Here is a 12,286-nt window from a genome sequence, read left to right as displayed (position 1 = left end):
TTACTGGCTGTGACGCCGGGCAGCGGTAAGATTGGCCTTATTGCATTAGCCAATCATCTTCCTCAAGCAGCTCAATGAGCTGGGAGAGAGGTAGGCAAGGCCTGCGCGAGTAGCGGGCAGCCTGTGTGCTTGCCGTTGCCTCTCCTATAACACAAACATCTTGTTCCCATTTGCGCATTTGAAATATGGTAAAGATTCGTCGCGCGCGGATATTGCTTTCATCCAGCAAGACTGGTGGCTCGGCAGAATGTGCATCATTCAACGTATGTATGTAAGCCACTAGTGCGGCTTCTTCGTCGCTTGTCAGGCCCAAGTTGCCAAGTAATGGCCCGCCCACTGCGGTATCGGGGAATTCCGGGCTCGGCCAGCAATCGTTCGCAAGCGCTACCGCTTCGGTGAGTTCCGTACCTTCTGGGATCGTCTCCGGGATGAGTGCTTCACAGCGAACTTTTACGTCGCGTGTATTGTAAAAGTGCACCAGCGTTTCCAGGCTCTTAAACCAACCATTGTGTGTGTATGCCTTGGTAAATACACCCGGTTGCGCGCCTTTACTGGTATTGCGCAAAGTCGGCGTGCGTACTGGGCCGGGCAAGGCATCCAGCAAATGGTTGCTGAGCCCCGGGTCGGGTGCATTCGGGATATGCGGGTTATGGGGGACACCGATATTGTGATAGCTGTGATCGCTATACAGCTGTAACGGTTCAGAGCCATCCTCTCCAGGGCCAGAGTGACACAGTGCACAGGCGCCAGCAGCGACCGGTCCGGGCGGTCCAAATGGGCTTTGGTAGAAGATATCGTGGCCAAGATTCTCTTCTTCGGTCAGCAGCAAAAGAGGAAATTGCCCGGCTTCCTTATTGCTTCCCGATAAAAGCGCGCAGAACTCTGCATCATAGTGGTCGGGATAGCTGCTCCCATCGCAGGCAAGTTCGGCGCGCAGTGCCATGTCGCGTTTTGACGAAAAGGCATTGATGTCTTCGGAGTGCTGGTAGGCACCGACCGATAACATCAGGCGCTTGAATGCAATGTCGTAATGGGTGTTATCGTTGTAAGCGAGTGTTGCACTGCAATCCAGGTCTGTGCCCCAGGCGAGCTTGTACAGTGGTGCATAAATGGAATTTTTCACCCGCTCACAGACATCAATCCGCGCGATATTTTGCTCCGCGGGGTTCGGCATGGGGTTTAGCGCCTGATCAGAGGTTGGGCCCTTGTACTGCCCGAACGCCATGATTGCTGCATTCTCAATGTCATAAAACACTTCATCGCCCAGATGTGGGGCAGGGGCCGTGTTGCCCACCGGGGTATCATTTCCCTGCGAGCGACCATCCCAGAAATTCCCGCCGCAAAATGGTATTCCGGCGAACAGGTTGCAGGGCGAACCGGGCACTGCAGGTTGCCAGGGAGGAGTAAAAGACGCATAGGTATTGGTTGGCGGCTTGCGGTTCCCAATATTGGGTGCGGTCGCGCCTGGTACAACCACGCTGTTTTCATTCACGTCGGAAAAGCCGGATGTCCCGCCAGCGAAAGGTTCATGGCAGCTTGCACAGGACTGATTGCCTTTCGGATTCGAGAGATCCGAGTCGAAGAATACGTGTTTGCCAAGTAGCTTGAGTGCCTGGTCCCGCAAGACCTGCTCAGATTCTTCTTGCGCGGTGGCGGTTAAACTACCAAGAGGAATACTGAAGATAAGTGCCAGCAGGGCACTCCTTCGGAATCTATTCGTCCTACCCATAGAGTTGCTCCTTGTACCTCTGTACTTCTTTACTTCTAATCGAACGATGTACCCTCTGATAGATTTCGACGCATACGAACAGCAACCTTCTACATACCACTGTTGTAATTCCCCTTTGGGTGGCATGTGTTGAGGCGCTATTTGCACTACTGCGGCGGTGCGCTGAGGGTCAGGTGTAGCGAAGTCACCAAAAGCCTTTTTGGTTAGTTTTTGACTACTTTTTAATCGTAGGTATAAGTCTAAAAAATGAACGATTTGGGGCGTGGATTATGTTGTGCTGACACGCAGTTCAATATGTCTATGTAGAACGGAAACGCTTGCGAAGCAGACGCAGTGTTATATAGGGCGTGCTTGGCCCGGAAGGACTAACAATTGCTGTGGGCCGCGTAGAAGTAGAGGAAAGGGTAAAACAGAAGAAAGCCGGAGCAAGCAGATCTCACCCCGGCTGGGAGAGTGGTATTAAACCGAGATAACGACTTTTCCGATCGCATTTCCGCTGGTCAGGTGGTCGTGTGCCTTGCCGGCTTCTTGCAAGGTGAAGCTGTTTTCATCGACGACAGGGCGCAAGCTACCGTCGTCCACGAGCTTGGCGAGCTCCTGCAGAATCACTCCATGTTCTTCACGTTTGTGATTGTGGAGCATGGGAATCAACATAAACACAACGTGCAGCGACAGCCCTTTAAAGTGCATCGGCGTCAGGTCCAGTTCCACCATCGACACGGTTGTCGCCACCTGTGCATTGAGCGCAGCAGCTTCGAAAGAGTTTGTGAGGTTAGCCCCGCCAACGGAGTCGAACACCACATCAAAGCCGGCGCCGCCGGTGTGTTTCGCCACATACGCTTCAACCGATTCGTCGACGTAGTTGATCCCGGTTGCGCCAAGATCTTCGATGAGCGCCAATTGTTTGGTGCCGCCACCAGTGGAGTACACATCCGCACCAAATGCCTTGGCAATCTGTAGGGCGACATGGCCAACACCGCCGGAGCCACCGTGCACCAGCACCTTTTGACCTTGGGAGACTCCAGCGCGGGTCAGGCCTTCATAGGCGGTGATGCCGACGAGCGGTAGTGCGGCAGCCTCGCGCATGGAGGCAGATTTCGGTTTCAGTGCGATCAATTTCGCATCGGCAACCATGTATTCGGCGAGTGCGCCGGGAATGTCCGCAAGCCCACCGGCGCACCCATAAACTTCATCTCCGTTGGCAAAGGCGTCTACACCCTCACCAACTGCTTCTACAGTGCCTGCAAAATCCATCCCCAGTATGGCGGGCAAGTCTGGGGAAAGCGGCAGCTCTTTTCCCATTTGCCGGATCATCGTATCGACCGTGTTGACACTGGTTGCGGCGATTTTGACCAGGACTTGCCCCGGTCCAACACTGGGTTTGGCCACTTCGGTGAGCTCAAATACATCGCTCGCACCATAAGAATTTATAATCATTGCTTTCATATCGGGCTCCTGAATCGTCCGTGAGGCGGTAATTGGGTGTGTTCAAACCAGTGATTTAAGGATGCGCATGGTTTCTTGTACCTGCGCTTCATCTAGCGCGCTGGGATGCGGGTCGGCAAACTGGCCTATGTCATTGTCGAAGTAACGGCCGGACGCGTTAGCGAAGGTATCCGACAGGGCTGCATCGACTAAGACCTGGGCGCCGATACTGGTGGATTTGCCGGGCACGCCGAAGCCTTCTTTCACCATTTTGGTGGCGAGCAGTGAACCGGGATTGACTGGAATAATCACCGGGCCTTCACCGCCGAGTTCATTTGCCAGATACCTGGACCATTGGATCAGCGCGAGCTTGCTTTGCGAGTAGGCATCCATCGCATCAAGGGGCTTCTTGCCGAGGAACCCATCGGCATCCACGCCTGCCTGAGCGGCAGAAGTGAGGTTTACGACACGTCCCGTTTTGCCAAGGATTGGCAGCAGTCGCTGGGTTAGTACCCATGGGGCGATGGTATTTACGGCAAAGCGGATATCCAGACCGTCTGCTGTTGTCGTGTGGTTGGTACGAAATATTCCCGCGTTGTTGATCAATACATCAATGTGGTCGAAGTGGGAGAGTATTTCATCCGCAAACGCGTTGACTGCGGGTACGCTTGAGAAATCGGCAATGAAGCCACTAGTAACCGCATCCGGTGTAATTGCCTTGATCGCATCTTCTGCCGCAGCCAGCTTTTCCTGGGTGCGACCGTGCAGAATCACTTCGTGGCCGTTTTTCGCAAAGAGCTTTGCCGTTTCCAGGCCGATGCCATCGGTAGAACCGGTGATCAATATCCGTTTTGTCATAGTGGATTCCGTGTTAGCTAAAGTCTGGCAAAACTTCTTCCGCCAGAAGTTTCAAGGTTGATTCAATATCCGCTTGGTTAAAACGGAGGTTGAGTGCGACGTGATTGATGCCGATTTCCTGCAGTGAGGATAAATAGCGATGCAGGTAATTCACTCCCGAGCGAAAGCCCAGGTGGATTGGTTGCGGTATCGCGTCAGGCTCATCGACAAGGTCGATGTACAGCGATTGCGTGGCCGGCTTGTCGTGACCACCGGCTTCCTTAATGCCCGTGCGCCACTGGTTGATAATGCTTGCCTGCGCATCGATCCCGCGCGGGTAGGTGATCCAGCCATCGCCATTGCGCGCCAGCCACTCCGGAGACTGACGGCTCGAGCCAGTGATCAACAGCGGCAAGCGCCCGGCGACCGGTTTCGGTAACAGGTCGATGCCACCGCTCGGGCTGCCGAATTCGTTGGCGAAGCTGGCGGTGTCCTTCCAGGCGCTGTTGATATAGTCGATGCTCGAGCGAAAGCTTTCCGCGCGGCTTTCAAAGGGCTTGTTGAAGGCCGGGTATTCTTCCGGACGGTCACCGGAGGCAACGCCGAGAAGTACTCGACCATTGGAGAGTACGTCCACGCTCGCCGCGGATTTCGCAACATGGGCCGGGTGGCGCAAGGGTAGGACAATACTTGCGACGCCTAATGCGATGCGCTCGGTATTGCCGGCGAGATAGCCGAGATAGACAAAGGGGTCGAATAACTGCCCGGCGTCGCCGAATGAGGGCACGTTAAACGGTACGTCTCGTAGCCAAACGGCACTAAAACCCAACGCCTCCGCCAGTTGTACCCGCTCCAGATGATGCACCATTTGGGGTACTGCAGAAGCGCCACTATTTTCGATCGGCACTACCAGCCCCAGGCTAAGCCTGTTGGGGCGATAGGTCTGGTTGTAGGCCCGGTTGATTGGTTGAAATTCCATCTTGTCATCGTCAGAACCCCGTTCTGACGCCCTTCATTTGTCGATGGGGTAAAGATTAGTCTTTAATTGAAAAATTGATAATAATGATCTTTAAGTAATCAGAATTTAGATTTCGTTGATAATTGGCAAGATGAACATTCAATACCTGAAGCTATTCGTGCGGGTCGCGGCGATGCGTAATATCAGTCAGGCGGGCAAAGAACTCGGTCTGTCGGCCGCGGTTGCAAGTGCGCATCTGAATAAACTGGAAGAGAGTGTTGGTGTGCGGTTGCTGAATCGCACCACACGAAAAGTGTCGCTTACGGAGGAGGGGGAGGCGTTCCTGCCTCATGCCGAAGATGTGCTGGAAAGCGTTGCCGCAGCGGAGGCTTCTGTCGGTTCCGCGCGCACCATGCCCAGCGGTGTACTCAGGATTGCCGCGCCGGCATCCTTTGGCCGTATGCACCTGGTGCCGGCTCTGGCTGACTTTATGGCGGAGTACCCAAACCTGCGAGTGGACCTGCGTTTATCCGATACGATGGTCGATCTGGTGGAGGGCGGCTTTGATATTGCAATACGCAATGCAAAGCTTTTGGATTCATCACTGATCGCGAGAAAGCTCGCATCAGATCGACGGATCGTCTGTGCGGCGCCGTCTTATTTAGAGAAATTTGGTGTTCCCGAATCTCCCCGGGATCTGGAGCAACACCGTTGTCTTCATCTAAGCGGCCTGGACACCTGGGAATTCGCAGACGGTGCGGGTTCGGTGCGTATTAAGACATCGGGCGCATTGCGCGCCGACAATGGCGAGGTAGTGCGAGATGCCTGTGTTGCAGGCCTCGGGATTGCCCAGAGTTCGGCCTGGTGTGTGTATGAGCAGCTGGCGAACGGCGAATTAGTTGAACTGTTAACCGACTACCCATCCCTGTCAGACACATCAATTTGGGCGGTCTATCCTTCGTCTCGCCTGCTCGCACTGAAGGTAAAAGCGTTTGTTGATTTCCTCGCGGGCTTTTACGGCGAGCCTCCGTATTGGGATGCCCTGTCGAATAAGAACGCCGGCAGGCTTTAGTGGATAGGAAAGATGGTAGGGGCACGGTAGGGATGAGCGATCAGAACACCGAGCGTATGCGGATACTAAATGCTTGCGCTTCATTGAACTCATCGGTGAAGGCCGGGTTCCTGATGTGCTGGATACTGAAAGTCGTATCCAGGCCAACAAATAGCGGAAAGCGATAAAACAGCTCAAAGTTTACTTCTTCGCGCGCGGTTGGTACCACGGACTCAACCCAGTTGACGGCGGCACCCATCATGTCGTTCTGCATTCCCACAGGACCACTGGGGTTGTTAAAGATAAACGAGAGTCCCGCCTGTTGCCGAAAGATGGCTCCGGTATTCCAGGAGCGCCCCCATCTCAGTACCGCAACGTTTTTCCCTTTAGGGTCCAGCTCTTGCTCGAGTTTTACCGTAACGCCATGGCCGGGTAGGCCGGTGCTCGCATTAATCGGTTGGCGGTCCTTGGTGCCGTCGTTGTGCCAGAAGGTGATTTTTGAATAACCGGCTTTGTCTGTTTTTGGGCACTGTTTGAAACCAATTTCTACCGCCTTGTAAAAATCCTTGGCCCCTATGTCACCGAAGTTTTGGCGGTCTCCATTGGCGTCGGAGACGAGGCCGAGAAAGCGCCAACGAGGACTAGGGTGCCTTACCGCAACAATACCAAGCCCCGAGTCAGGATAACCACTCACAAATAGGCCGGTGCCGGCATTGGGTAGGAAGGTTGTCACTGGCGAAATGTACTGTGAAGTAGCGAGAATCGCATCTGGTGTAATCTTGCCGATGCGATATGCCCAGCCAGCCTCTTTGCTACCTTGCTCCCAGTACAGGTTTCTAAATGGCAGAAACGTTGGGGTGTAGGCTGCAAATGCGTTTGCAGTACCACCTGCCGTTGCCATGCTTACGAAGCCGAGTTCCTGCGGCCCGGTTGTGCCGTAGTCCCAACGGCCTTCAATATGGACGTAAAGCTTGCCGGCAGTCGGCTCACCACGTTTGTAGGCATCCCACTGTGCGACAAGATCCATATCGGTGGCGCTGCCACTCTTTGCATCGTCATCCACCGCCTCGGTGATTCCCTGGGAAGCGTGGTTGAACGTCACCCCGACCCGGACACAATTCTCGCGATAGATCATGTCAGAAAAATTGCCGAACGCGTCGTGTGCACCTTTGAGCGGGGACAGACCCAGGAGCGAATCCCGCTGAGCGCGGCGGATAGTAATATCGGGGAGTATTACCGATGGGTCTGTCGGATCGCTACTGACTGCATCTTTGTTGTCTGTACCGGATTGCCCATTAGCAGCTGTCGCCACCAGATAGAGTAGGCAGGTACTAAGCAAATTGACCGCGGTTACGCGCACGTACTTCATTTGCTGTCCCTTATGACATCTATGTGGCAGAAGGCCAAGGTTGTTTTACCCAACCTCAACGGTACCGTCTTCATAAATGGCAATCGGGTCACCGGATTTGACTGACTCGAGAAATTCATCACCGAGTTTGTCGACCGTGATGATTCTGCGGTCATACCAGATGTCGTTCATAAACAGCCCGGCTGAGGAAACGGAATCAATCGGCCATGCGAATAACATCGCCTGAGGCCCGACACCGATGTCGCTCATCCCCATCAGCACGCAACCGCCGAGTGTTGAGCCGACGGTCTGGGTGGTGCAGATGATGGCCCCCTTGAGGTCCTTCTGATACAGATCTTTGTTGGCTGCATCGGTGCAGGGGGCGGTTTCGGTCTCGCCACCAAACATATTCTTGATGTAAGAGTTGCTCGTGTTGAATGGCACCGTTGATACGAGCGCTTTCCCTTCCAGCTTGCCAGGTAATAGTGCGCGACCCTGAAATTTTTTCTTTGCCATTTCGTTCTCCAGCGTTATCTAGTGGCTTTAACCAATTTGTTTATGTCAGCGTAACTAGGCGTTTTTGGGGATTTCTCCGGTAACGATGATCTCTAGCAGTACGTCGTCTGGAAAATAACGCAGCGTCGAATAGTTACGGGTTTTTGCGGAATTCGTTACACCGAACACGCGCTCGGAAAAGCCTTTCATGCCGGCATAGGAAACGGAGCACATATTGGTAAACTTCATGCCCGCCTGTTTCATGCGGCCAACGAGCTCCGGGTGCTCCTCAACGAGGTGATCGCGCACGACGTTAGCGCAAAACAGGTAGACGGGAATGGCAGCTTCATTTTTGCCATTCTTCTCCAATGCTTTGGTCACATTGGTTCCCCACTGAAGTATTTCGTCGTAGGTGTTGTGCGGGCAGCCAATAAAGCAGTGGGTGGGCGCGTGATCTTTTTTGGTCCACTGGTTTTCGAACGTGCCTCTAATGCGCTCCTGTTCCGCATCGTCAATCACATAGGTTTGATAGCCATCCAGCAGCAGTTTGCGTTCCTGTTGTTGCGCATCTGGAGTGACGCCTTCCACGTGATAGAGACCCACTGCGCCGCTGGACGCGGTAGCGCTACCCATCGCCTTCAGTTTGTGCATGTTTTCATTGGTGATCTTGCCGCCAAAGTAGCTATCTAAGCCGGCAATGAACGGCACATCCTCTACGCACTTGCGGCCGATCGCGGTACCGATCACGCCCCAGTCCGGTTCCTTACTTGTTTTTACATCGATCAACCATTTGGCCTTGCGGCCCTCGTCTGTCATTAGGCCAAAGCGGGGCGCCTTGCCGACAATCGCACACAGCAGTTCCATACCGGTCGCGTTGCGGTTGGTGCGCAGGCCAAGAGCCGAGTTACCGTAGTTCACCGCGGAGGATTCCGCCCACGCCACATAGGTACCGGGCTTTGGTGCATTACCGATTTCTGGCACGTAACAGGCGCAGCTACGGTAGTTCAGGTCTGGGGATCCGAGGCGCACATGCACCCAGTCCACGTCTCTCTGTCGCGCATACCCCTCGTAAATCAACTGCATATCGGTTGGGTTGTTGTTGACGTTATAAGCGTCGTAGGGGCGGGGGTTAACGGTATAGGGCGCGTAGGATTTAAGGCCGGCCTTGGCAACCTCGTCGAAAATACCAATCAGGGAGGCCATGTATTCGGTGCCAAAGTACATGGAGGAGTGGGGGCGTCCACCCAGTTCCACCAGTTTGTCGGCGCCAAACGCGTTGCCGTGCGCCACCAAAATTTTCATCAGCTTGGCCATTTCCGGCCCCTTCGACCCTCCGAGCATATCTTGCTCTTCCTGGGTGAGCGGCATTTGATATGGCTTGCTGTCGGTCTTATCGGCCGGGCCTCCAGCGACAACACTCTTGCCGGATGGTTTGCTCATATCGGAATAGGTCATTCCATCCGCTTCTTTTGCCGATATCCCGTGACGGATGGTGCCGCTCTTGACTGGTGTCTTATCGGCCGGTGGCTTGCTCGCTTTCGTGGCTTCGTTCGCCTTGTCGGCGGTTTGTGCCTCAGACTTCGTTGGAAGAATGATGTTTGTCGCGGGAATGAGCACCGCTGCCTGACAGAAATTTCTTCGTTTCATCGAAAGCGCCACTTACTAGGTTGAGTTGACTCGGTTGGACTAGCCCGGGAAAAACTTCAGCTAACCCCTCAATCAATGTTGAGTCTGGTTGTTTGGCAATCAGGCTCGTATAGGGATCGAGTGCTGGGACATCTGTATGAGAATAGATAGAAATATTGCGGGGCAATTTAATCGGGGTAACAGACCGCCAAAATCTCAGCCGTCTTGGTGTAGGAACTAAAGTTTCTAGAAGGCGGCTAACTGAACAAAGAGATGGGTGATGAAAGAGCCGATGATCGGTCCAGCGTTTGTGACACTACGTGACGAGGTGCTGCGGCCGGGGCGTTAAATGCAGCACCGGGGAGGATTTTGATGCAGGTTCAAAAAATTGACTGAATCGCGCTCGAAAAAATACTTGAAGCCCCTACTGCCGCGGGATAAAGCCGAGGAGCATAGGGCGGCAACACAGTTAGAGCTGCTGTTTGATCTGGTATTTGTCATTGCTATCTCGGCTGCCGCGCACGGGTTAGGCCATGCGATTGCCGATGGCCACTGGCAGGAAGGTGTCATCAAGTTCCTGCTGGTATTTTGGTGTGTGTGGTGGCCGTGGAATCTGTTTACCTGGTTTGCGTCGAGTTTCGACAATGATGATGTCGGGTATCGAATTACGGTGATGGTACTGATGTTGGGGGCGTTGTTTATTGCCGCCAGTGCGCCAGGTTTCTTTGAGAATCGCGACCTGCGCTACATGTTTAGCGGCTACCTGATCATGCGTCTGGCATTTGCATCCCTGTGGCTGCGGGTTGCATGGGCGAAGCGCGATTATCGAAATACCGCGCTGATTTATGCGGGTGGCCAGGTGGTTATGCAGATCTATTGGGCCTGGCTCGTATTTATTCTCCCACGAGACCACGACCACTTTACTTTGTTCTTTGTTGTGGGCATCGCAATGGAGATGCTGATTCCGTTCTTAGGGGAGAAAGCCGGTACTACCCAGTGGCATCGACACCATATTGTGGAGCGGTTCGGCCTATTGAACATTATTGTGCTGGGGGAAGTGCTACTCGGCAGCAGTGAGGCGCTCTCTGAAGCAATTCATTCCGGTTTCTGGGGGCAATATCTGCTGGTGTTTACCTGCGGTGCGGTGCTCGCATTCTGTATGTGGTGGCTATATTTTTCCGTGGATGGCCATTTGGCGTCTGAAAAGCTGGAGCGCGTTTTCGTGTGGGCGTATGGCCATTTCCTTATTTTTGCAGGTGGTGCAGCGGTTGGTGCGGGGTTGGTGGTGGCTGTTGAGCAGCTTGACGGTGGGCATGGCGTGACCCAACTCGCCACCATTACCGTATCGGTGGCGGTGTCCGTTTACGTGTTGGGGTTGTGGTTGGTGCGCGACCAGTTCGCAACGAAAGACAGTCGGTGCTGGATAATGTTGCTTGCGGTGCCGTTTCTGCTTGTCTGCGGCTGGCTGCCAAACGGCGTCGTCTGGCTAACACTTGTGCTGGTGCTTTGCTTGATGCTTCGCCTGCGAGCGCATCCGGAATAGGGGGCTACAGCCCATTTGGCCAACGCAAAGGTTTGGTGGTGTATGGGGGCCGCGGTGTGGGCCGTTTGGTTAAGCCGCTCTGGTTCAATCGCCAAACGAACTGATCGAATCGATCGCCGCCAAAGAAAGGCTCATTCTGATAAACCATCAGCGGTACGCCACCGTGTCCGGTTTTGGCCATTCCTTCTGCATTGTCTATCCAGCACTGATCGATTTGATTGGGGTTGTTTCTGATGTATTCGATAGCCGTATCGTAGTCGAGGCCATCCACGCGGTTCACATATTCTTTTACGTAATTGGGCCAATGGCCTCTCGCCGCGTCACTTGCTGCATTTGGGTTTGTCGGATGCACCACGCCACTCCAGATCAGGTAGGAAACCTGATTGACGTATTCGAGCGCTTTGCCTTGCAGTGCGGCATAGCAGGCAAGGCGGGTTATCCAAAATATGTACGGCTGCTTTTCTGGCGGGTGGGTATATAGCCAGTTCTTAGGCCCTGGCATTTTGTCGCCCGGGTTCCACACCTGCCAGATTGGGTCTGGCACAGGATAATTGAACGGAACGCCCAGATATTTTCCCTGGCGCTCGGTGTCCCATACCGAATCCGGAACTTTATATGTAATGCCAAACAGTCCCCCAGCCTTGCCAGAACCACCTTTGGTTGAGCGAACCGCAACCGGTAATACAGGGCGAATATTGACATTGACGTTGTAGTGCGAATTCAACCAGACAAGGCGGTTCAACACGAGGTAGCTATATGGGCTGCGCATAGACCAAAAAACGTCGACATCCAGTTGGTCGTTTTCCGTGACGATGCGTGAGTGGGCAGGTGGCACGCCGACCTCACGCGGCGGGTAGATGTTGTCCTTGAAGTGAGTCCAAAGAAATGCGCCTGGGTTCAGTCCCGGATCGTCGGTGACCGGCATTGGTGGCAGATCAGGTACTGCCGGGTCGTCAGGCCAGCTCGTGTCCATTGACGCGTTCAACTTGTCCATAAGCTCTGGCGTAATCATCAAAACACTCCCCGGCGTTTGGTGTTACTCGAAAAGTTAGACCAAATACAATCCCGGGGCGGTATTTATCATGCGTCGATAGGGTGGGGTGATTAACGAATCTTACTGAATATTTGGCGCAGGAATTACAGGCACAAAAAAACCCGGCATTAAGCCGGGCTTTTTTGTATATGGCGGAAGGGGTGGGATTTGAACCCACGGAGCTTTTACACTCGCCGGTTTTCAAGACCGGTACTTTAGGCCACTCAGTCACCCTTCCTGT

The 12,286-nt window shown here is 53.9% G+C and carries 10 protein-coding genes and 1 tRNA gene; 2 read left to right on the top strand and 9 right to left on the bottom strand.

Features of this window, described 5'->3' with window-relative positions; genetic code table 11:
* Nucleotides 1-37: 37 nt before the first annotated feature.
* From Mag101_RS08920 to Mag101_RS08905, 4 genes are all read right to left on the bottom strand, one after another.
* Nucleotides 38-1,729, bottom strand: a complete 1,692-nt coding sequence (locus Mag101_RS08920) for a cytochrome-c peroxidase (protein ID WP_198039951.1) — start codon at nucleotides 1,727-1,729, stop codon at nucleotides 38-40.
* 459 nt (nucleotides 1,730-2,188) lie between these two features.
* Complete coding sequence (locus tag Mag101_RS08915) at nucleotides 2,189-3,175, bottom strand: zinc-dependent alcohol dehydrogenase family protein (RefSeq protein ID WP_077403692.1); 987 nt, start codon at nucleotides 3,173-3,175, stop codon at nucleotides 2,189-2,191.
* Between the two features lie 42 nt (nucleotides 3,176-3,217).
* Entirely contained in the window at nucleotides 3,218-4,012 is a 795-nt protein-coding gene (locus tag Mag101_RS08910; RefSeq protein ID WP_077403689.1) for an SDR family NAD(P)-dependent oxidoreductase, read from the bottom strand.
* A 13-nt stretch (nucleotides 4,013-4,025) separates the two neighbouring features.
* Nucleotides 4,026-4,970, bottom strand: coding sequence for an LLM class oxidoreductase (locus tag Mag101_RS08905; RefSeq protein WP_077403686.1), 945 nt, complete (start codon nucleotides 4,968-4,970; stop codon nucleotides 4,026-4,028).
* Between the two features lie 130 nt (nucleotides 4,971-5,100).
* Here Mag101_RS08905 and Mag101_RS08900 point away from each other — a divergent pair, with 130 nt between their 5' ends.
* Nucleotides 5,101-6,021 carry a LysR family transcriptional regulator gene (locus Mag101_RS08900; RefSeq protein ID WP_077403684.1) on the top strand — a complete coding sequence of 307 codons (921 nt, stop codon included), beginning with the start codon at nucleotides 5,101-5,103 and terminating at the stop codon, nucleotides 6,019-6,021.
* 40 nt (nucleotides 6,022-6,061) lie between these two features.
* On the opposite strand, the gene Mag101_RS08895 is transcribed toward Mag101_RS08900, so the two are convergent.
* From Mag101_RS08895 to Mag101_RS08885, 3 genes are read right to left on the bottom strand one after another with little or no spacing between them, the layout of a single operon-like run.
* Complete coding sequence (locus Mag101_RS08895; protein WP_077403681.1) at nucleotides 6,062-7,369, bottom strand: hypothetical protein; 1,308 nt, start codon at nucleotides 7,367-7,369, stop codon at nucleotides 6,062-6,064.
* Between the two features lie 45 nt (nucleotides 7,370-7,414).
* A complete protein-coding gene (locus Mag101_RS08890) occupies nucleotides 7,415-7,864 on the bottom strand; it encodes an aconitase X swivel domain-containing protein (protein WP_077403678.1) in 450 nt (149 codons plus the stop codon).
* A 54-nt stretch (nucleotides 7,865-7,918) separates the two neighbouring features.
* Nucleotides 7,919-9,490 (bottom strand): aconitase X, encoded by a 1,572-nt coding sequence (locus tag Mag101_RS08885; RefSeq protein WP_077403675.1) that lies wholly within the window; start codon nucleotides 9,488-9,490, stop codon nucleotides 7,919-7,921.
* 394 nt (nucleotides 9,491-9,884) lie between these two features.
* Here Mag101_RS08885 and Mag101_RS08880 point away from each other — a divergent pair, with 394 nt between their 5' ends.
* A complete protein-coding gene (locus tag Mag101_RS08880) occupies nucleotides 9,885-11,012 on the top strand; it encodes a low temperature requirement protein A (protein WP_198039950.1) in 1,128 nt (375 codons plus the stop codon).
* A 4-nt stretch (nucleotides 11,013-11,016) separates the two neighbouring features.
* On the opposite strand, the gene Mag101_RS08875 is transcribed toward Mag101_RS08880, so the two are convergent.
* Both Mag101_RS08875 and Mag101_RS08870 read right to left on the bottom strand, forming a co-directional pair.
* Nucleotides 11,017-12,024, bottom strand: a complete 1,008-nt coding sequence (locus tag Mag101_RS08875) for a 2-hydroxychromene-2-carboxylate isomerase (protein ID WP_077403668.1) — start codon at nucleotides 12,022-12,024, stop codon at nucleotides 11,017-11,019.
* A gap of 171 nt (nucleotides 12,025-12,195) precedes the next feature.
* Nucleotides 12,196-12,283: transfer RNA gene (locus tag Mag101_RS08870), tRNA-Ser, on the bottom strand.
* Between the last annotated feature and the right edge of the window lie 3 nt (nucleotides 12,284-12,286).

Source organism: Microbulbifer agarilyticus (genome assembly GCF_001999945.1).
Classification (GTDB): Bacteria; Pseudomonadota; Gammaproteobacteria; order Pseudomonadales; family Cellvibrionaceae; genus Microbulbifer; species Microbulbifer agarilyticus_A.
Note: the sequence above shows the minus strand (reverse complement) of the source record. Positions and strands in the feature narration are given on the sequence as shown.

Bases quoted from the DNA above. Each gene is read 5' to 3' on its own strand.
- Mag101_RS08900 (WP_077403684.1), top strand. From the start codon at position 5,101: ATGAACATTCAATACCTGAAGCTATTCGTGCGGGTCGCGGCGATGCGT.
- Mag101_RS08915 (WP_077403692.1), bottom strand. From the start codon at position 3,175: ATGAAAGCAATGATTATAAATTCTTATGGTGCGAGCGATGTATTTGAG.
- Mag101_RS08875 (WP_077403668.1), bottom strand. From the start codon at position 12,024: ATGATTACGCCAGAGCTTATGGACAAGTTGAACGCGTCAATGGACACG.
- Mag101_RS08890 (WP_077403678.1), bottom strand. From the start codon at position 7,864: ATGGCAAAGAAAAAATTTCAGGGTCGCGCACTATTACCTGGCAAGCTG.
- Mag101_RS08920 (WP_198039951.1), bottom strand. From the start codon at position 1,729: ATGGGTAGGACGAATAGATTCCGAAGGAGTGCCCTGCTGGCACTTATC.
- Mag101_RS08885 (WP_077403675.1), bottom strand. From the start codon at position 9,490: ATGAAACGAAGAAATTTCTGTCAGGCAGCGGTGCTCATTCCCGCGACA.
- Mag101_RS08895 (WP_077403681.1), bottom strand. From the start codon at position 7,369: ATGAAGTACGTGCGCGTAACCGCGGTCAATTTGCTTAGTACCTGCCTA.
- Mag101_RS08905 (WP_077403686.1), bottom strand. From the start codon at position 4,970: ATGGAATTTCAACCAATCAACCGGGCCTACAACCAGACCTATCGCCCC.
- Mag101_RS08910 (WP_077403689.1), bottom strand. From the start codon at position 4,012: ATGACAAAACGGATATTGATCACCGGTTCTACCGATGGCATCGGCCTG.